Origin of the sequence: Sphingomonas sp. 3P27F8 (assembly GCF_005502745.1) — a bacterium.
In the GTDB taxonomy this organism is placed as follows: domain Bacteria; phylum Pseudomonadota; class Alphaproteobacteria; order Sphingomonadales; family Sphingomonadaceae; genus Sphingomonas.
Genome location: NZ_SCNL01000008.1, coordinates 132,495 through 150,739, shown reverse-complemented (window position 1 = coordinate 150,739; position 18,245 = coordinate 132,495). Strand labels below are relative to the sequence as shown.

Annotated in this window: 18 protein-coding genes; 4 read left to right on the top strand and 14 right to left on the bottom strand. The window is 65.9% G+C overall.

The features are described 5' to 3' along the window. Window positions 1-111: 111 nt before the first annotated feature. From FFS35_RS11470 to FFS35_RS11410, 13 genes are all read right to left on the bottom strand, one after another. A complete protein-coding gene (locus tag FFS35_RS11470; protein ID WP_249341585.1) occupies window positions 112-858 on the bottom strand; it encodes a gamma-glutamyl-gamma-aminobutyrate hydrolase family protein in 747 nt (248 codons plus the stop codon). Beyond that, window positions 858-1,784 (bottom strand): serine O-acetyltransferase EpsC, encoded by a 927-nt coding sequence (gene epsC / locus FFS35_RS11465; RefSeq protein ID WP_249341584.1) that lies wholly within the window; start codon window positions 1,782-1,784, stop codon window positions 858-860. Before epsC ends, FFS35_RS11470 begins: the two co-directional genes overlap by 1 nt. Before the next feature lie 135 nt (window positions 1,785-1,919). Further along, complete coding sequence (queA, locus tag FFS35_RS11460) at window positions 1,920-2,945, bottom strand: tRNA preQ1(34) S-adenosylmethionine ribosyltransferase-isomerase QueA (RefSeq protein ID WP_137787221.1); 1,026 nt, start codon at window positions 2,943-2,945, stop codon at window positions 1,920-1,922. Between the two features lie 26 nt (window positions 2,946-2,971). Then, complete coding sequence (locus tag FFS35_RS11455) at window positions 2,972-3,685, bottom strand: peptidylprolyl isomerase (RefSeq protein WP_137787220.1); 714 nt, start codon at window positions 3,683-3,685, stop codon at window positions 2,972-2,974. An 87-nt stretch (window positions 3,686-3,772) separates the two neighbouring features. Then, window positions 3,773-4,279 carry a pantetheine-phosphate adenylyltransferase gene (gene coaD / locus FFS35_RS11450; protein WP_137787219.1) on the bottom strand — a complete coding sequence of 169 codons (507 nt, stop codon included), beginning with the start codon at window positions 4,277-4,279 and terminating at the stop codon, window positions 3,773-3,775. Between the two features lie 4 nt (window positions 4,280-4,283). Continuing rightward, window positions 4,284-5,180 carry a polyprenyl synthetase family protein gene (locus tag FFS35_RS11445; protein ID WP_137787218.1) on the bottom strand — a complete coding sequence of 299 codons (897 nt, stop codon included), beginning with the start codon at window positions 5,178-5,180 and terminating at the stop codon, window positions 4,284-4,286. After that, window positions 5,177-5,428, bottom strand: coding sequence for an exodeoxyribonuclease VII small subunit (locus tag FFS35_RS11440; RefSeq protein ID WP_137787217.1), 252 nt, complete (start codon window positions 5,426-5,428; stop codon window positions 5,177-5,179). Before FFS35_RS11440 ends, FFS35_RS11445 begins: the two co-directional genes overlap by 4 nt. Before the next feature lie 85 nt (window positions 5,429-5,513). Next, window positions 5,514-5,711: a hypothetical protein gene (locus FFS35_RS11435; RefSeq protein WP_137787216.1), complete on the bottom strand. Its 198-nt coding sequence runs from the start codon at window positions 5,709-5,711 to the stop codon at window positions 5,514-5,516. 39 nt (window positions 5,712-5,750) lie between these two features. Continuing rightward, window positions 5,751-7,271, bottom strand: a complete 1,521-nt coding sequence (locus FFS35_RS11430; RefSeq protein ID WP_249341582.1) for a diguanylate cyclase — start codon at window positions 7,269-7,271, stop codon at window positions 5,751-5,753. A gap of 211 nt (window positions 7,272-7,482) precedes the next feature. Then, on the bottom strand, window positions 7,483-8,481 hold the full coding sequence (locus FFS35_RS11425; RefSeq protein ID WP_137787214.1) for a GGDEF domain-containing protein: 999 nt from the start codon (window positions 8,479-8,481) through the stop codon (window positions 7,483-7,485). Between the two features lie 82 nt (window positions 8,482-8,563). Next, on the bottom strand, window positions 8,564-9,766 hold the full coding sequence (locus FFS35_RS11420) for a hypothetical protein (RefSeq protein ID WP_249341581.1): 1,203 nt from the start codon (window positions 9,764-9,766) through the stop codon (window positions 8,564-8,566). Between the two features lie 164 nt (window positions 9,767-9,930). Beyond that, window positions 9,931-12,246, bottom strand: coding sequence for an ATP-dependent Clp protease ATP-binding subunit ClpA (gene clpA, locus FFS35_RS11415; RefSeq protein WP_137787213.1), 2,316 nt, complete (start codon window positions 12,244-12,246; stop codon window positions 9,931-9,933). 127 nt (window positions 12,247-12,373) lie between these two features. Beyond that, window positions 12,374-12,571, bottom strand: coding sequence for a DUF1192 domain-containing protein (locus FFS35_RS11410; RefSeq protein WP_137787212.1), 198 nt, complete (start codon window positions 12,569-12,571; stop codon window positions 12,374-12,376). Between the two features lie 70 nt (window positions 12,572-12,641). Between FFS35_RS11410 and FFS35_RS11405 the strand changes: the two genes are divergently transcribed. After that, window positions 12,642-13,643, top strand: a complete 1,002-nt coding sequence (locus FFS35_RS11405; RefSeq protein WP_171007600.1) for an NAD(P)H-quinone oxidoreductase — start codon at window positions 12,642-12,644, stop codon at window positions 13,641-13,643. A gap of 14 nt (window positions 13,644-13,657) precedes the next feature. Here the strand turns inward: FFS35_RS11405 and FFS35_RS11400 are convergent, their stop codons facing one another. Further along, window positions 13,658-15,262, bottom strand: a complete 1,605-nt coding sequence (locus FFS35_RS11400) for a DUF6311 domain-containing protein (protein ID WP_137787211.1) — start codon at window positions 15,260-15,262, stop codon at window positions 13,658-13,660. A 144-nt stretch (window positions 15,263-15,406) separates the two neighbouring features. On the opposite strand from FFS35_RS11400, the gene FFS35_RS11395 reads away from it, so the two are divergent. The 3 genes from FFS35_RS11395 to FFS35_RS11385 all read left to right on the top strand — a co-directional run bounded on the left by FFS35_RS11395 (window position 15,407) and on the right by FFS35_RS11385 (window position 18,083). Continuing rightward, a complete protein-coding gene (locus tag FFS35_RS11395) occupies window positions 15,407-16,288 on the top strand; it encodes a UDP-2,3-diacylglucosamine diphosphatase (RefSeq protein WP_137787210.1) in 882 nt (293 codons plus the stop codon). Window position 16,289: 1 nt separating this feature from the next. Continuing rightward, the gene (locus FFS35_RS11390) at window positions 16,290-17,306 is read left to right on the top strand and encodes a glycosyltransferase family 1 protein (RefSeq protein ID WP_137787209.1); all 1,017 of its coding nucleotides are present in this window, start codon (window positions 16,290-16,292) and stop codon (window positions 17,304-17,306) included. A 96-nt stretch (window positions 17,307-17,402) separates the two neighbouring features. After that, window positions 17,403-18,083: a DUF1013 domain-containing protein gene (locus FFS35_RS11385; protein ID WP_137787208.1), complete on the top strand. Its 681-nt coding sequence runs from the start codon at window positions 17,403-17,405 to the stop codon at window positions 18,081-18,083. Window positions 18,084-18,245 lie beyond the last annotated feature (162 nt).

The following is an 18,245-nucleotide window of genomic DNA, read 5'->3' as shown; positions in this document are numbered from 1 at the left end:
TTACCGCTTTCGGTTCAAGGAAACGGTGACGCGCCACTTTCAACCCCGCTGGCGCGTCGCATCAGGCGAGCGTGCGCGATTTCAGCCTTCGACACCGTTGGCACGCGGCCGCTAGTGGCGAACGCTGACGGTGGCGCGTAGCGATTCGCCGAGCAGAGCGAAAAACGCCTGGCTGGCGGTGCAACGCGCGACATCCCACTCAGGATGCCATTGCACCGCGAGCAGATCCGCGCCGCAATCGGGCGCGCGGATCGCCTCGATCAGCCCGTCGTCGCACGACACCGCCTCGATCGCCAGCCCCCCGCCGAGGCGCGCGATTCCCTGCTGATGGACCGAATTGACGTTCAGCCTTTGGCACCCTGCCGCCTGAGCCAGAACGCCGCCATCGACAAGATCGACCGCATGGCGATGCTCGAACAGGCTGGCATATTCCTCGTCCCACGACCCGCGATGATGCCGGCCGGCATGGGCCGGCGGGGCGAGCGTGCCGCCGAACAGCACGTTGATTTCCTGCAGGCCCCGACAGATGCCATAGACCGGCTTGCGGCGATCGATCATGCGCCCCGCGAGCTCAAGCGCCACCGCATCGCGTTCCGCGTCGATCACCCCGGAGTCGCCGTTCTCTTCTCCGCCGTAGCGCGCCGGGGAGACATGCGAGCGGGCACCCGTCAGGAGAAGGCCGTCAAGGACTCCGGCCACCGCCTGCGCATCGACGGCGTTGCTTACAGCAGGCACCAGCAGAACCGTCGCGCCGCATAAATGCGTCACCGGCGCGATGAAGCGCGTCGCAACTGATTGAACGGGGCGTCCCGACACTTCGTTGCCGCACATGATGCCCAGCACAGGTCGCCGGCCCATCATGCCGACTCAAGCTCGTGCCGTAATGTTATGCCGGCGCTGGTGGGCAGCCGGCGGGCCTCGGGCTGCACGATCACGCTGTCTGCCGGCACATCGGTCAAGAGCCACACATTGCCGCCGATGACCGACCGCGCGCCGATCGAAATGCGTCCCAGGATCGTTGCCCCGGCATAGATCACCACGTCGTCCTCCACCACCGGATGGCGGGCGAGCGCGGTGCCCGTCCGCCGATCCGTCGCGCCGAGCGGGCTGCGCGCGCCCAGCGTGACATGCTGATAAAGCCGCACGCGATCACCGATGATCGCGGTCTCGCCGATGACGACGCCGGTGCCGTGATCGATGAAGAACTGGCGGCCGATCGTTGCGCCGGGGTGAATATCGATCCCGGTCCGTTCATTGGCCAGTTCTGAAATCAGTCGCGCGACGATCGGCGCGCCCAGTATGTGCAGTTGGTGGGCAAGCCGGTGGTGCAGGCCCGCGATCGCGCCGGGGTAGCATAACAGGATTTCGTCCACGCTCCGCGCGGCGGGATCGGCCAGAAACGCCGCTTCCACATCGCCATCCACCAATGCGCGAACCTCGCCTAACGCAGCGCCGAACAGCCGGACGATCGTGATTGCTTGATCCGCCGGGAAATCCGCACGCGCCTCTTTCTGCCAATAGCCCAGCTCGGCGGCGATCTCTCGCTCCAGCTCGGCGAAGGCCGCGATCAGTTTCGCGGCGACGAAGCCGTCCTCCTCGTCGCCCGCCACGCCCCGAAAACGGCCCAGCCGGCGCGGATACAGCGCGGCGGCCAGCATATCGACGATCGTCGCGATGGCATTGCGGGACGGGAAACTCGCGACGTCCAGCGCCTCGTCCTGCCGCGCGCGCCACGTATCGCGGGCGATGCGCAGCGCCGCTACCGTATCCGCCAACACGGTCACCGTGTTAGCGCTCCGCCGATTCCGAAAAGGTCGAATACCATGCGCGCCTCCAAGACGCACATCATATCCCACTGCATAGATCGGATATGGAATAAATGCTATCCGGGCGGCAAGCCGGGCTTGTCGAGCCCTTTGCTAGGGCAGCAGCAGCGAAGCGTCGCCATAGGAATAGAAACGATAGCCATTCGCGATCGCGTGCGCATATGCTGCCTGCATCCGATCCAGCCCCATCAGCGCCGATACCAGCATGAATAATGTCGATCGGGGCAGGTGGAAGTTGGTGACAAGCCCGTCGACCCCCCGGAAACGATAGCCCGGGGTGATAAAGATTGCGGTATCCCCCTCGAAGGGATGCACCAGGCCGGTTTCATCGGTGGCGCTTTCGATCAGCCGAAGTGGCGTCGTGCCAACGGAAATGATGCGCCCGCCCGCTGCGCGGGTGGCGTTCAGTCGATCGGCAGTGGGAGGGTCGATGCGCCCCCATTCGGCGTGCATCACATGATCCCTGGTATCCTCGGCCTTCACCGGCAGGAACGTGCCCGCGCCAACATGCAGCGTCAGTGTAGTATGGCCGATCCCGGCTGCCTCCAGCGCGGCGATAAGGGCGGGAGTGAAATGCAGCGCAGCGGTCGGCGCGGCGACGGCGCCCGCCTCGCGCGCAAACATCGTCTGGTAATCCTCGGCATCGCGCGCGTCGGTGGGCCGTTTGGCGGCGATATAGGGGGGCAGGGGCATCCGCCCGGCGCGCTCCAGCAACAGCTCGATCGGCTCTTCGCCCGCGAAATCGAGTGCGATGCTGCCGTCCGCCCCGCGCTCGGCGGCGATCGCGCTCACCCCGGCGCCGAAATCGATCGTATCGCCGTCGCGCACGCGCTTCGCGTTGCGCACGAAAGCGCGCCAGCGGCGCGGTCCCTCGCGTTTGTGCAGCGTCGCGCCGATCCGCGCGGCGCCGCGCGTACCCTCCAGTTGCGCGGGGATCACCCGCGTATCGTTGAATACGAGCAGATCGCCGGCGCGCAGTTCACCCGGAAGATCCGCAACCGTGCGATCGTGCAGCCCGTCGCTGCGCGCAACGAGCATCCGCGCCGCCTCACGCGGAACGGCGGGGCGGAGCGCGATGCGTTCCGGCGGCAGCGTGAAATCGAACAGATCGACATCCATCGGCGTGTGTCCCCGGTGCGCGGGGCTTACTGCTTCCTGGGCTTCGCAGTCGTCTGGGGAGCCTTGCTCGCGCCGGGCAGCGTGACTGGCCCGAGTATCGCGCCGGCGTTCACCTGTGTCGGCGCGGCGGCCTGATAGGCGGGCGGATTGTCGCTCGCGATATAGGCGTGAACGACGCGCGTCGGGTTCGCGGGCGGCTCGCCGCGCTCGATCGCGTCGACATATTGCATGCCGTCAATCACCCGGCCGAAAACCGTGTATTTCCGGTCGAGCGACAGCTTCGGCTGGAAGATGATATAGAATTGGCTGTTGGCGCTGTCTTCAGATTGCGACCGCGCCGCGGCGACTGCGCCGCGCACGTGCGGCAGGAAATTGAACTCCGCCTTCAGGTCCGGCAGCGAGGAGCCGCCGGTGCCGTCGCCTTTCGGATCGCCGCCCTGCGCCATGAAGCCGTCAATCACGCGGTGAAACGCGAGGCCATCATAGAAATGCTGGCGAGTCAGCGTCTTGATCCGCTCCACCGTCTGCGGTGCGGCATCCGGACGCAGCGCGATCGTCACGCGGCCGCCATCCGAAAGATCGAGAAGCCACTGATTGGTCTTGTCGTCCAGCGCCGGCGGCGTCGCGCGTACGGCGATCGTCTGGGCCTCAACGACCGTGTCCTTCTTTTCCTTCTTCTTGGCGAGGGCCGGCGTTGCCGTCAGCGCGCCAATGATCGCAACCACACAGAAGAAACGCATCAATCCGACTTTCCAGCTTTGCTTCCGCGCGCCCACGCGCAGGCATCGCGCCCTAAAGCATAGCGCGGCTTGCGCCAAACTGAACCTTCACACACCGCGCCGGCCAAGCACCTGCACCCGCCCCATCACTTCCTCGCGCACGTGCGGCGTCACGAACTTCCCGATCTCACCGCCGAAGATCGCGATTTCCTTCACCAGGCGCGACGCGATCGGTTGCAACGCGACATCGGCCATCAGGAAAACCGTCTCGATCCGATCATTGATCTGCTGGTTCATGCCGGCCATCTGATATTCGTACTCGAAATCAGCCACTGCGCGCAGCCCGCGTACGATCACGCCTGCGCCCTCGCGCTCGGCAAAATCCATGAGCAGCGAATCGAAGCTCACCACACGAATATCGGCCTCGATCGTCGCCACCTCGCGCTCGACGATCGCCATTCGCTCCGGCAGCGAGAACATCGGGGATTTGGACGGATTGGTCGTCACGCCGATTACCAGCCGGTCCACCAGCTTGGCGCCGCGACGGATGATGTCCATATGGCCGAGCGTGATCGGATCGAATGTGCCGGGATAAACGCCGATACGGGTGCTCATAGCTTCAATGATCCCTTTCCAGCACGTAGCGCGCGATGTCGCGCAGCAAATCCGCCTCGCGCCCATAATGCCTGAGATGGGCGAGCGCCTGGTCGATCAGCAGCCGGCATCGCTCACGCGCCGGCTCGATGCCGAGCAGCGACACGAAGGTCTCCTTGCCCGCCCCGGCATCCTTGCGCAGCTTCTTGCCGACGGTCGCCTCGTCGCCCTCGACGTCGATCAGGTCATCGACGATCTGAAAGGCAAGCCCGACATCGCGCGCATAGCCGCGCAACCCGATGCGACCTTCCGGCGCGACGCGACCGAGGATCGCCCCGGCCTCCACCGCGCAGGAAATGAGTGCGCCGGTCTTCATCGCCTGCAAGCGACCGACGGTAGCCAGATCGAAGCTGGAGCGTTCCGCCTCAAGGTCCATCGCCTGGCCGCCCGCCATACCGGCCGGTCCGGCCGCGCGGGCAAATTCCAGCATCAATTCGGCGCGGACGAACGGGTCGGGATGCGTGGCAGGCTCTGCCAGTATCTCGAAGGCGAGCGCGTGGAGCGAGTCGCCAGCCAGAATGGCCATTGCTTCGTCAAACGCCTTGTGGACGGTCGGCTTGCCACGCCGCATGTCGTCATCGTCCATCGCGGGCAGATCATCGTGGATCAGCGAATAGACGTGGATCGCCTCGATCGCAGTGCCGATGCGTGCGATCTGATCGCGGTCGCAACCGAATATCTGGCCGGTGGCGAGAACCAGCAAGGGCCGCAGCCGCTTGCCGCCACCGATCGCTGCGTGGCGCATCGCGCGATAAAGGTCTGCGCGGGCATCGTCGGGAACGGTCAGCAGCAGATCGAAGCGCGCGTCGATCTCGTGCGCGGTTTCGGTCAGTGCCGCCTGAAGCGCGGGGGAGGGGTTCATCCGGCGTCAAACGGCGTGGTGCTGACGCGCCCTTCCGCATCCAGACGGATAGCCTCGATCCTCGTCTGTGCCGCATCGAGCCGCTCGGCGCAGCGGGCGCGCAGTGCGCTACCGCGCTCGTAAAGATCGATCGCCTCCGCCAGCGGCGTTTCGCCGGATTCCAGCTTGTGAACGATCGCTTCAAGTTCGCGCAGCGCTGCCTCGAACGTCATGGTCGTTATTGCATTCTCGTCGGGTACGGAAGCCATGGGCGGGCTATGCGGCAGGCGTTGGCCGGGGGTCAAGGTTGCTGGTGATCGCGATGTATCCGGCACGCGGATACTGTGCGGTCTTTCAGCGGCCGCCCTGCAACCGCACGAGAACCGACAACCCGAACATGCCCAGTTCGACCGTCGCCTGAGCAGCCGAGGGCGCGGTAATCGCCGAATCACCCTGGGGGAAGCTCAACGCAAGAAGCGGCCGCCGCTCGCCTAGCGCGGCAATGAGCAGCGCGGCGGCGATGAACAAGGCGGCGCGACGACGGCGTTCCATACCCTTGTATTGCTCTATTTGCAGGCGCGTGAAAAGGGCTCAGGCGGCGAATGCAGACGGAGCGTGACGCACGCGATCGCGGCCAGCCGCCTTTGCAGCGAACAGCGCCTGATCGGCGCGCCGATAGAGCGCCTTCCATCCGGCCTCGTCGTTGATCGGGCCGGCGCTGGTGCCAAGCGAGATCGTCACGGCCATATCGAACGGCATCCGTTCCTCGCGAACGCGGGTGAGCACCTCGTTCGCCAGGTCGTGGCCGTAATCCGGCATCAGCATCGCGAACTCCTCGCCGCCAAGCCGGGCGATCAGCGTGTCGGGCGGCGCAGCGGCGCGCAGCGCCCGGGCGATTATCCGCAAAACCTCGTCGCCGCCGTCATGGCCAAGCGTTTCGTTCACTGCCTTGAAGTGATCGATGTCCGCCAGCACAAGCAGATGCGGCAGATCGCGGCCGATCGCCGCATGCAGGAAGCCGCGCCGATTGAGCAGGCCGGTCAGCGGATCGGCGTCAGCGAGCAGGCGCGCGGCAATGGCCCGTTCGCGCGCCTCATCCCGTTCCGCCGCGATCAGGCGAAAGCGATACGCGATCGCCACGCTGGAGATCAGCGCCTCCAGCGCCATCGCCATGATCGTCGAATTGTCGAGCAGGAAGTGCCACCCAAACAGATGGAAATTCTGCGCCACGCGCACCCCGGCAAATACCACCGGCGCCGCCCAGGAAATGGAAAACAGCCAAAGATAGTTGCTGCGCGTCCGCCACGCGTTCCACAGGATGAATGGCACCAGCGCGATGAGCAGCAGGAAAGTGCTGGCGTAGATTCCGTCGAACAGGCGAATGTGCCAGGGCGCGAGCAGAATGACGCCGAACGGCGCAGCTAGCAGCGCAGCGGTAACGATCGATGCGGCGCGAGCGAGCCAACCCTGAAAGACTTCGCGTTCGAAGAAGCTTCGCGCGAAGGCCAGCGCGCTGGCGGCGGATGCTGCCAGCAGAATATAGTTGATGCGAAGCCGGTCGTTGTTTTCGAACGCCGGAAATACCCATGCCACGGCGCCTGAAGATGTGAAGGTGTAGAGCAGCAGGCCCGCCACCATCGCGCAATAGGCGAGCTGGAACTGGTGCCGCAGCGCAGCCCACAGCGCGAGATTATAAACCAGCAGCGCGAGGCAAAGCCCGGCGAAAGCGCCGTAGAGGGTGCCCAGGATCAGGTCCGATCGTGCGCTGTCTTTCACCGTCGCGAGCGCCGGACTTACCACGATACCGCGCAGATTGGCCGAGCCACGAACGTGCCACAGCATGCGCGTGACAGGAGCAGCACGCGGCGGAATCGCCATTTCAAAGATCGCCCCCAGCCGAAGCGCCCGCGAGGCTGCGTGGCCATCCATGTGCCGGGTAAGGATCACGCCATCGGCGTATAAAATGTGCAGGGTCGCTTCGTCCTGCCAGACGCTTGACGTGCGGACATAGGCGGCACGGCTCGAAAGCGGGCCGGAGCGCACCCAATAGTTGCCGGAGCCGAACGATGTCTGCGCCTTCGTGCAGTCGTATCGGTCTGTTGCGCGTAGCATGGTGGCCGCCACGTCTCCGGGGCGCGCCGGCGCCACGCAAACGGCGATCGGCGTCCCGACAACGCCGCTCTGCGCCGCAGCGGGAATAGCCGCGCACAGCGTGAGCAAGGTGAGGAGCGACCCGAATATTGCCCTTAAAGCCGTGGAACCCGACATACGGCTTACCGTAGTGTGCGCATCCGAAGATATCGTAAATGCCGCTAAACTGTGTCTAAGCGCCGGCGCCCTCATCGGTGACGACGCAATCACGCCCGCGATTCTTCGCCTGATATAGGAGAGCATCGGCGCGCTCCATCGCACTGTCGATGTGCTGTTTGTCGGCCGGCAGCGCCGTCAGCCCGGCGGAGAAGGTGATTCGGCCCAGCGGCTCGTCCGTTTCGCGCAGACGGAAATGGCGCTCACCCAGCGCGCGCCGCGCATCGTCCACCGTTTCCTGCGCCGTCGCGATGTCGCTGCGAATGACGAGCAGGAACTCCTCGCCGCCCCAGCGCCCGACGAAATTTTCGCCAAGAGACTCCAGCAGGCTCGACGCGACCGTGCGAAGGACGCGATCGCCGACGGCATGGCCATAGCGATCGTTATAGGATTTGAAGCGGTCGATATCGCACATCGCGATCACATGCGGATCGTTATTGCCGCAGGTGCGCGCAAGGTGGGTCTCGATCCCGCGCCGGTTGGGCAGACCCGTGAGCGCATCACGCTCCGCGTCGCCGACCGCGATCTCCAGCTTGCTGCGCAGTTGCTCAACCTGTTCTGTCGTAGCGGCAAGCTCGCGCTCGGAGCGCTGCGACTGCGCGAGGGTTGCGATCAGTAACTCGCGCAGCGTCGGCAGATCGGCGACGGCAAAATCGCCCAGCGTGAAGGCAAGTTCACGGTTGAATTCACCCGTGGTGGCCTGCGCCGCTGCAGCGAGATCGGCGAGGCGCAGCGTCTGGTGGCGCAGCGCGTCAGGCCCCACCTCGGCGCCGCCCTCGGCCGAGACCTCCACCTGGCTCATCGCGCTTGTCACGAAACGTGAATACAGCTCGTCCGCCTGCTGCTGGGAAATGCGCACGCGTCCGTCGATGATTTCCCGAACGGCTGCATTCAGCGCCGGAAGCGTTCCTCCAAGAAAGAAGAAGCCCAGCGCATAGTTGCGCGGCGTGGGCGCAAGGAACTGCTCCTGTAGAAACGAAACAGCGCGCTCGCTAAGGGCCCTGGTAGCTTTCATGCCGGCTATTTAACGGATGATAGTTAACAGATCGGTGACGGTTCTGCCGAAATGGAGCGATCGTGGTATCGCGCCCGTAATTTCAGCAGGTCTTGCCGCCAAGCATCCCGCCAAGCATCGCGCCCAGCCCAGGCTTACAGCGCTTCTTGTTCGGCTGGCCGGGCTGGCTATCTTGCTCGCTTCTTCCTTCCATTGCGCCGCCCATGGCGGACATGCCGGGCATAAGCATCGTCATCGAACGGTATCGCACCTTCGCTGTCCAGTCCGGGTGCCATGGTGCCCGCGGATCGGCCGGGCGAGGCGGATAGGCGAAATTCTGTTCGGGGCCATACGCATAGAGGAAGCTCATCAGCATTCCGCCCGATGCTTCCTTCACCTGTTGCGGGATCGCGCAACTCGTCTGCGAGGGCGGCATCACGATCTTCTGACCGATCAGCCGGGAAACGGTAGCGGGGGAAAGCCAGTCCGAGAGGCCCCCGCCGAATTCCCTGGCGCCGGCGGAGGTCCACCACACCATGTCGGCATTGTCCTGCCCCATGGATTTTCCGCCCATCGCCCAGGCGTAATAGCCGGTCGCGCCGGCGATCGAGCCCCAGCTAACCGTGGTCGCACCGCCGGGCAGCGGGGTGGAGCGCGCCGCGAGCGCCGGCATGAAATCCTGCGTCAGCGCGAATTTGATCTCTGGCGCGTAATTGCCGGCGATACGGTGATCGCCGAGGATCGACCCAACGCGGTCGCCCGACTTGCGATCCTTCGCATTGGGCCAGTCACCATAGGTTCGGCTGTTGCCAGGCAGCGGGCCGCGTTCGTTCGGCACGGACGCGCTGAACAGGCCGGGCGGGAACTGCCCCGGCGCCACTTTGGCGAAATCGATCACCACTGGCTGGCCCGGCCCCGCCTGCGCCCCGCAGCCCCAGAAAATCAGCAGCCGTCCCTTCGGACGCCGGAATTCGCCCGGCGTTTCGTCGCCGGTTGTCCGCTCGGGTGAGACGAGCCTCACGGATGCGCCGAGATTGGCGGCCGGCGGCATGAAATGATCCACGACCGGCGCGCCGCCATCCGCCGCAAGCGTGGAACCGAGGCGCAAGCGGAGGCTATGCCGCGTGGAGCTGCCCCCGCGTCCCATCATCGCCGCCATCGGGTTGCCCATCATCCCGCCATCGGTGGAAACGTCCATCACGTAGCGCGCCTTGGGCGCGGTGGCGGACTGCGCCTCGCCGCCCTGATGAACCGCAAGCGCCGCGATACATGCAGCGCTCCCCGCAATGGCCAATATCCCCCGCATCGCACCGTTCCCCTGTCGCCGCGTTGTCCGGCATTTTCATCGCGGGGGGCGTGACGAGATAGGATAAAAGCGACATGGCGGGAAATGATGCGCAGCCGAAATAAGCAAACGGGGCGGAAAGCATCGCCTTCCGCCCCGCAGGATCCATTTCGTTACTAAGCGTATCAGGCCTTTACCTTCTCCTTTGGGCCACCCTTCTTGCGCGGCTTCTTAGGTGCGGCCGCGACGATCTCGAACGACAGCGCATTGTCCTTGAGCTTGACGGTCACCTCGCCGCCGTGGACGAGTTTGCCGAACAGCAATTCCTCTGCGAGTGGCTGCTTGATCTTCTCCTGGATCAGACGACTCATCGGCCGCGCGCCATAGAGCTTGTCGTAGCCCTTGTCGGTCAGCCACTGGCGCGCCTCATCGCTCAGCTTGATGTGCACGTCGCGATCGGCGAGCTGCAGTTCGAGCTGGAGAATGAACTTGTCCACCACCCGCGCGACCACGTCCGTCGGGAGATAGCTGAACGGCACGATCGCATCGAGCCGGTTGCGGAATTCCGGCGTGAACATGCGTTGCACTGCCTGCTCATCCTCGCCCTCGCGGGTGAGATTGCCGAAACCGACCGTCTCGCGCGCCATGTCGCTCGCGCCTGCATTCGTCGTCATGATGAGGATGATATTGCGGAAATCGACCGTCTTGCCGTGGTGATCGGTGAGCTTGCCGTTGTCCATCACCTGCAACAGGATGTTGTACAGATCCGGATGAGCCTTCTCGATCTCGTCGAGCAGCAGCACGCAATGCGGGTTTTGATCGACCGCGTCGGTCAGCAGGCCGCCCTGATCGTAACCGACATAGCCCGGGGGCGCGCCGATCAGACGGCTGACCGAGTGACGCTCCATATATTCGGACATGTCAAAACGCTGGAGCGGTATGCCCATGATCGAGGCGAGCTGCTTCGCCACCTCCGTCTTGCCGACGCCGGTGGGGCCGGTGAACAAATAGCAGCCGATCGGCTTTTCCGGATCGCGCAGGCCGGCGCGGGAAAGCTTGATCGCCGACGACAGGTTCTCGATCGCCCTGTTCTGGCCGAACACGACACGCTTCAGATCGGTGTCGAGCGTCTCCAGCACCTTCTTGTCGTCGCTGCTCACCGTTTTCGGCGGGATGCGCGCCATCGTGGCGATGACCGCCTCGATCTCCCTGGGAGTGATCGTCTTCTTGCGCTTCGACGGCGCCACCAGCATCTGCATGGCGCCGACCTCGTCGATCACGTCGATCGCCTTGTCGGGCAGCTTGCGATCATTGATGTAGCGCGCCGACAGCTCCACCGCCGACTTGATCGCGTCGGGCGTGTATTTGACGCTGTGATGGCTCTCGAACGCGGAGCGCAGCCCGGCGAGGATCTTGATCGTATCCTCGATCGTCGGCTCGTTGACGTCGATCTTCTGGAACCGGCGCAGCAGCGCGCGATCCTTTTCGAAATGGTTGCGGAATTCCTTGTAGGTCGTGGAGCCGATGCAGCGGATCGTGCCGCCGGACAGCGCCGGCTTGAGCAGATTGGACGCATCCATCGCCCCGCCGCTGGTCGCGCCGGCGCCGATGACGGTGTGGATCTCGTCGATGAAAAGCACCGCGTCGGGCAGCTTCTCCAGCTCGTTCACGACCTGCTTCAGCCGCTCCTCGAAATCGCCGCGATAGCGGGTGCCGGCGAGCAGCGCGCCCATGTCGAGCGAATAGATCACGGCCGGCTTCAGCACGTCGGGCACGTCGCCCTCCACGATCTTGCGCGCCAGCCCTTCCGCGATGGCCGTCTTGCCGACGCCGGGATCGCCCACGTAGAGCGGGTTGTTCTTGCTGCGGCGGCACAGGATCTGCACCGTGCGATCCACTTCCGGCCCGCGCCCGATCAGCGGATCGACCTTGCCGTTGCGCGCCTTTTCATTGAGATCGACGGTGAACTGCTTGAGTGCGCTTTCGCCCTTCTGCTTCGGGTCCGCCTTTTCCTTCTTCTCTTCCTCCACGCCCTTGGGCGGCGTGGCTTCGTTCGCGGCGGCGCCCTTGCCGACGCCGTGGCTGATGAAGCTTACCGCATCGAGCCGGCTCATATCCTGCTGCTGGAGGAAATAGACCGCGTAGCTCTCGCGCTCGGAGAACAGCGCCACCAGCACGTTCGCGCCGGTCACTTCGTCGCGGCCCGAGGACTGAACGTGCAGGATCGCGCGCTGGACGACGCGCTGGAAGCCGCTGGTGGGCGAGGGGTCGGTCGCGTTTTCCACCTTGAGCGCGCCCAGCTCGGTGTCGAGATAATGCGCCACGGTGGTCTTGAGTTCGCCAAGATCGACGCCGCACGCCGACATCACCTGGCTGGCGTGCTCGTCGTCGATCAGCGCGAGCAGCAGATGCTCGAGCGTCGCATATTCGTGGCGGCGGGAGGATGCGGCCTCAAGCGCCTTGTGCAGGGTGGTTTCCAGTGCGCTGGCAAAGGATGGCATTACGATACTCCTGACAGGCCGCGAGACATGCGCGGCCCCTTTTCCACTATGTCGGAAGTGAAGGGCCCCGCATCAAGCGCTGGGGCTTCCGCACCGGGAGCATTGAGCCGACCCAGTGCGCCAGCGTTCACTTTCTGAATAACGCGTCGGCGCTTGCGCGATGGTTAACGGCGTATTCGATTTTCCGCCGGCAGCGCGCGATCTCGCCATCCAGCGCGGCGACGCGCGCTTCCAGCTCGGCTACCGACAGGCGATCGAGATCCTCGCGCAGCAGCGCGTTCAACGGATCATCGGGCCGCGGGCCGAGGATGTCATCCAGATCCATGCACCAAGCGTTGACCGGCGCCGGAGCGAAGTCAATAAGCGGCGCGAGATTTGGGGTAAGGGCGCAATCGATGACCGCGATTCCGACGACGATGCTGGCGATCGATCCCGACGCGCCCGGCGGGCCGGAGGTGCTGGTGCCGGTCGGGCGGCCGGTGCCGAGCCCCGGCGCGGGCGAGGTGCTGATCCGAGTCGCCGCCGCAGGCGTGAACCGGCCGGACGTGGTGCAGCGGATGGGCGCCTATCCGCCACCGCCGGGCGCACCCTCGATCCTGGGGCTGGAGCTTTCCGGCACGGTGGTGGCCACCGGCGCGGGCGCGGACGAGGCGCTGCTGGGCCGGAAGGTCTGCGCGCTGATCGGGGGCGGGGCCTATGCCGAATATGCCGTCGCGCCGGCCGGCACCTGCCTGCCGGTGCCCGAGGTCGTGACGATGATCGAGGCGGCGGCGATCCCGGAAACCTTGTTCACCGTGTGGACCAACCTGTTCGAGCGCGCCTTCGCGGTGGAGGGCGATACCGTGCTGGTGCATGGCGGCACCAGCGGGATCGGTACGATGGCGATCGCACTCGCCAATATCTTCGGGCTGGAGATCATCGTGACTGCCGGCTCCGATGAAAAGGTGGCGGCGGCGCGGAAGCTCGGCGCGGATCACGCGATCAACTATCGCACCGAGGATTTCGTCGAGCGCGTGAGGGAAATCACCGACGGCAAGGGCGTCGCGGCGGTGCTCGACATGGTCGGCGGCGATTACGTGCCGCGCAACCTGAAGTGCCTGGGCGAGGATGGCCGCCACGTATCGATCGCGGTGCAGGGCGGGGCGAGCGCGACGATCCCGATCTTCGACATCATGCGCCGCCGCCTGACACTGACGGGATCGACGCTGCGCCCGCGCGATACCGGCTTCAAGTCGCTGGTGGCGGAAGAGCTGCAGCGCATCGTGTGGCCGCATGTCGAGGCGGGGCGGTTGCGCCCGGTGATCGATCGCACCTATCCGCTGGCCGAAGCGGCGGCGGCGCATCGCCGGATGGAGGCGGGCGACCATGTCGGGAAGATCGTGCTGACGATGGGGTGAGCGGCGATCGATGCTCAGCGCGTCATCCGCTGCGGCACGATCACCGTGACGCCGTCGAGGTGCAGGGTGCGCGCCCGCGCCTGCGCCGGGATGCGGGTCGGCCCGGTCAACACGTAAAGGCGGTCGGGCGCGAGGCGTCCTGCGTAAAAGTCCGCTGATTCCGCCGCCAGTCGTGCTTCGGTCGCGGGGGATTTGCGCGCGGCATAGACCAATCGCATCGGTCTGCCGTGATCGATCGCGCGCCACGCGACCTCCTGAAACAGCGCGAGATCCGCCTCGGCGCGCGCGGGCACGAACGTGATGTCCTGCGCCGCCGCGATCGCGCGGCCCCAGCGTGGATCGATCGTGCGCGCGTACGTCACCCGTCGCGCCGCCTCGGCGCTCGTCGATCGCGCCGCCGCGGCGATCCCGGCGGTGTCCGCCACCTGGATCGCGAGCGCCGCGCCCAGCACCAATGGCGCGCGGCCATGCGGAATACGGAAGGCGAGCAGCACCAGCGCGAATATCAGCGTATAGGTCGCCGGCCAGAACAACCTTCCCGACGCGCGAACGAGGTCGAGAGCGGGCGCGAAAACGGTCGGCAAGGCGAAACGCGCAACCGGCGACCCGGCGAAATCGGGGAAATTGCTGATCGCGACGAGCGTGAGCACCGCCAATGCCGGCAGCAGCCAGCCGAGGCGGCGCGGAACGCCGTCAACGCCGTATTTTATCGCAGCGACCGTCCCGACCGGGATGAGCAGCAATATCCCGAGGCCGAGATACTGGAATCCTTCCAGCCCGCGCCCCTCGCGTTGCGGGATTGCGGGTAGCAACGTCCCATATCCCGGGTTCGCCGGATTCCACAGCGCGTCGAGCGGCATCGCGAAATAGCCGTAGGTGCCGGTCGGAGCGAAGCGGCCCCCCGCGCCAAGCCAGAATTCGACCAGCGCCAGCATGGCCAGCGTGAGGACGGCGCCCGATGCAATCGCGAGCCGCTCGGTCGGCGCCCGCGCCTGCCAGCAGATCATCATCATCGCGCTGGCCCAGACGGCGGCGACCATCACCAGCAGGTAGCTATGGACCAGCGCGGCGACCGCTAGCAGAAGTGCCCAATGCGCCAGGGAGCGTGTGCGGCGGGGGTCTGTAAACAGCCACAGCGCCCACAGGATCAGCCAATGCGCGAAGAGATTGGCATGGATATACCGGTTCATCAGCGTGGGCGTCGCGGCAAGGAGCGCCACGCCGCACCACAGGCTGATCGCATCGGGCGCGTGCCGCCGCAGCAACAGCCATGCGAACAGGATCTGCAGGAACGCGCAAAGCAGCAGCCACGGCCCGACCAGTTGCGTATCGGCGGGCAGCAATGCCGCCAGCGGCTTTGCCGCAAGGGTGACGAGCGGGTTCGAATCCGTGAACAATATTGGCACCCCGTCGGGGGCGTTGAGTATGCCGGTGCGCCCGCTCCATCGCGCGGCGGGATCATGCAGATAGGCATGCGTGCCGAGTGCGTTTTCGCCATTGTCGCTTCCCCGGATCAGCCAGCCGACATTGCCGATCTCGAGCGTCGCGGGGTCGAACAACGCCAGGAACAGCGCGATCGGCAGCAGGAGCAGCGGCAATCGGGCGGCGAGCGCGGACATTGCCCGTCCCTAGGGCCGGATGGTTAATATCGGCCAAATCGCTGTCGGCCATCACGTGAAAGATCGAGTTTTCTTCAAACGGTAACGGCGGCGTGACGTGGGCGTAACACGCGGCGGGCATGGAAGCGGCAGGGAGGGCCGCCCATGCCGACGACCGTTCTACCGATCGCTGCGACAGCCGGCGATGTTGCCGATTTCACCGACTTCGCCAACAGCCATCCGCATCAGCCCGAGCGCGCCGAAACGGCGCGGCGGCGTTATCGCACGATCTGGATCAGCGATATCCACCTGGGCACCCGCGGCTGCAACGCCCAGATGCTGATCGATTTCCTGGATCATGTGGACAGCCAGACGATGTATCTGGTCGGTGACATCATCGACGGCTGGCAGCTTCGCAAGCGCTTCTTCTGGCCGGCCGCGCACAATGATGTGATCTGGCGGCTGATGAAACGCGCGCGGCGCGGCACGCGGATGATCTACATCCCCGGCAACCACGACGAGATGTTCCGTCAGTTCGCCGGCCTCGATTTCGGCGGCATCCAGATACGGCGCAAGGCGATCCACGAAACCGCCGACGGACGCCGCCTGCTGGTGCTGCATGGCGACGAGTTCGACGCGATCACGCTGTCGCACCGCTGGCTCGCTCATGTCGGTGACGCGGCATACAACGTGCTGATGACGCTCAACCGCTGGGTGAGCGCGGTCCGTCGCCGGTTCGGCATGCCGTATTGGTCGCTCAGCAAGCACGCCAAGGCGAAGGTGAAGAACGCGGTCGCGTTCATATCCCGCTTCGAGGAGATCGTGGCAGAGGCGGCGGGCAGCCGCGGCGTGGATGGCGTGGTGTGCGGCCATATCCACACCGCCGAGATGCGCGAGATCGCCGGGATCGCCTATTACAACGACGGCGACTGGGTGGAGGGCTGCACGGCGCTGGTCGAGCATTTCGACGGGCGGATGGAGGTGATCCACTGGGCCGACGAGATCGCCGCCCGCGCCTGCGACACCGTCGTCGCGCTGGCGGCCTGAGATGCGGATCGCGATCGTCACGGACGCCTGGGCGCCGCAGGTCAACGGCGTGGTCCGCTCGCTGGAGGCCGTGACCGGCGAACTGCGCGCGATGGGGCACCAGGTGCTGGTGATCGCGCCGGATACGTTCCGGTCGCTGCCATGCCCGACCTATCCCGAAATCCGCCTCGCGCTGGCGGGCGTGCGCGCGGTGGGCGACCGGATCGCGGCATTCGCGGCGGAAGCGGTGCATATCGCGACCGAAGGGCCGCTGGGCGTCGCCGCGCGGCGCTGGTGCGTGGCGCGCGGCCGCCCGTTCACCACCGCCTATCACACGCAATTCCCGGATTATGTGGCGGCGCGCACGGGCATGAATCCCGAATGGGTGTGGCGCTATATCCGCTGGTTCCACGCGCCGGCGCACGGCATCCTGGCCTCCACCCCGACGATCGAGGCGACGCTGGCGGCGCATGGGCTGCCGCATGCACGCCGGTGGGGGCGCGGTGTCGCCGCCGAGTTTCATGCGGACGGCGCGCTCGATGCGGCGATCGCCGCGCTGCCGCGCCCGATCATGCTGTATGTCGGGCGGGTCGCGGTGGAAAAGAACATCGCCGCGCTCCTCTCGCTCGATCGCCCGGGCAGCAAGATCGTCGTCGGCGACGGCCCGGCGCGCGCCGAGCTGGAGGCGCGGTTTCCGGAAGCGCATTTCCTCGGCGGCCGCTTCGGCGAGGCGCTGGGCGCGGCCTATCGCTCAGCGGACGTGCTGGTGTTTCCCAGCCGCACCGACACGTTTGGGCTGGTGATGATCGAGGCGCTGGCGTGCGGCACGCCTGTCGCCGCCTATCCGGTGACCGGGCCAATCGACGTGCTGACGCCGGAAAGCGGCGCGATGGACGAGGATCTGTCCGCCGCCGTCGATCGCGCGCTGCTGCTCGATCCGCGGCGCTGCGCGGAATTCGGCGCGCGGCACACGTGGCGGGCGAGCGCGGAACAGTTTCTGGCCGCGCTCGCGCCGGTCCCGGTCGCTTACGCCGCCTGACGGCTTGCCCTAATGAGCGGGGCGCACTAAGTCGTCTGGCGTGCACGGCCGCTCCGGTAAGGGGCGGCCCTATTTGTTTCCGACGGAGTTCTAGCCGTGGCCCAGCCGCTCATGCCTCATGCGACCGCCTCCTGGCTGGTCGACAATACCTCGCTCAGTTTCGAGCAGATCGCCGATTTCTGCGGTCTTCACATCCTGGAGGTCCAGGCGATCGCCGACGATACCGCCCAGACGAAGCTCACCGGCCGCGATCCGGTACGCGCGCACGAGCTGACGGTGGACGAGATCGAGAAGGGGCAGGCCAACCCCGATTATCGCCTTCAGATGATCAAGGGCCCCGAGCAGGTCCGCCGTACCAAGGGCCCGCGCTATACGCCGGTTTCCAAGCGTCAGGACAAGCCGGACGGCATCGCCTGGATCATCCGCAACCACCCGGAAATCAGCGACGGCACGATCTCCACGCTGATCGGCACGACCCGCACGACGATCGCCGCGATACGCGAGCGTAGCCATTGGAACATCGCCAATATCACCCCGAAGGATCCAGTGACGCTGGGCCTCACCTCGCAGCGCGAACTGGACGCCGCGGTGGCCAAGGCGGCCAAGGCGTCCGGTGTCGAGCAGGCGCCGACCGACCACCGGCTCGAGGGCGATCGCGAGGCGCTGATCGAGCAGCTTCGCGCCGAGCGCCTCCAGGCCGCGCGCGATGCCGCCTCGGCGGGTGAGGACGCGGCGACCCCCGGCGACGGCGGCTTCGTGGACCCGTTCCGCCGCTGAGCCGATAGGGTACGGCGGATGGATCGATCGCGCGGCGCCCTGCGTCGTCGCGGTCGGCGGGGATCGATCCGAAATGAACCGGGATTGATTGGCGCCACCCCCGTCGCTTCTGGCACTCCGCCGTCGCGGAGGGCTTATGGTCACATTGTTTCGGCGGCTCGG

Coding starts and splice junctions, on each gene's coding strand:
- FFS35_RS11470 (WP_249341585.1), bottom strand. CDS start 858: ATGGGCCGGCGACCTGTGCTGGGCATCATGTGCGGCAACGAAGTGTCG.
- queA (WP_137787221.1), bottom strand. CDS start 2,945: ATGGATGTCGATCTGTTCGATTTCACGCTGCCGCCGGAACGCATCGCG.
- FFS35_RS11455 (WP_137787220.1), bottom strand. CDS start 3,685: ATGCGTTTCTTCTGTGTGGTTGCGATCATTGGCGCGCTGACGGCAACG.
- coaD (WP_137787219.1), bottom strand. CDS start 4,279: ATGAGCACCCGTATCGGCGTTTATCCCGGCACATTCGATCCGATCACG.
- FFS35_RS11445 (WP_137787218.1), bottom strand. CDS start 5,180: ATGAACCCCTCCCCCGCGCTTCAGGCGGCACTGACCGAAACCGCGCAC.
- FFS35_RS11440 (WP_137787217.1), bottom strand. CDS start 5,428: ATGGCTTCCGTACCCGACGAGAATGCAATAACGACCATGACGTTCGAG.
- FFS35_RS11435 (WP_137787216.1), bottom strand. CDS start 5,711: ATGGAACGCCGTCGTCGCGCCGCCTTGTTCATCGCCGCCGCGCTGCTC.
- FFS35_RS11430 (WP_249341582.1), bottom strand. CDS start 7,271: ATGCTACGCGCAACAGACCGATACGACTGCACGAAGGCGCAGACATCG.
- FFS35_RS11425 (WP_137787214.1), bottom strand. CDS start 8,481: ATGAAAGCTACCAGGGCCCTTAGCGAGCGCGCTGTTTCGTTTCTACAG.
- FFS35_RS11420 (WP_249341581.1), bottom strand. CDS start 9,766: ATGCGGGGGATATTGGCCATTGCGGGGAGCGCTGCATGTATCGCGGCG.
- clpA (WP_137787213.1), bottom strand. CDS start 12,246: ATGCCATCCTTTGCCAGCGCACTGGAAACCACCCTGCACAAGGCGCTT.
- FFS35_RS11410 (WP_137787212.1), bottom strand. CDS start 12,571: ATGGATCTGGATGACATCCTCGGCCCGCGGCCCGATGATCCGTTGAAC.
- FFS35_RS11405 (WP_171007600.1), top strand. CDS start 12,642: ATGACCGCGATTCCGACGACGATGCTGGCGATCGATCCCGACGCGCCC.
- FFS35_RS11400 (WP_137787211.1), bottom strand. CDS start 15,262: ATGTCCGCGCTCGCCGCCCGATTGCCGCTGCTCCTGCTGCCGATCGCG.
- FFS35_RS11395 (WP_137787210.1), top strand. CDS start 15,407: ATGCCGACGACCGTTCTACCGATCGCTGCGACAGCCGGCGATGTTGCC.
- FFS35_RS11390 (WP_137787209.1), top strand. CDS start 16,290: ATGCGGATCGCGATCGTCACGGACGCCTGGGCGCCGCAGGTCAACGGC.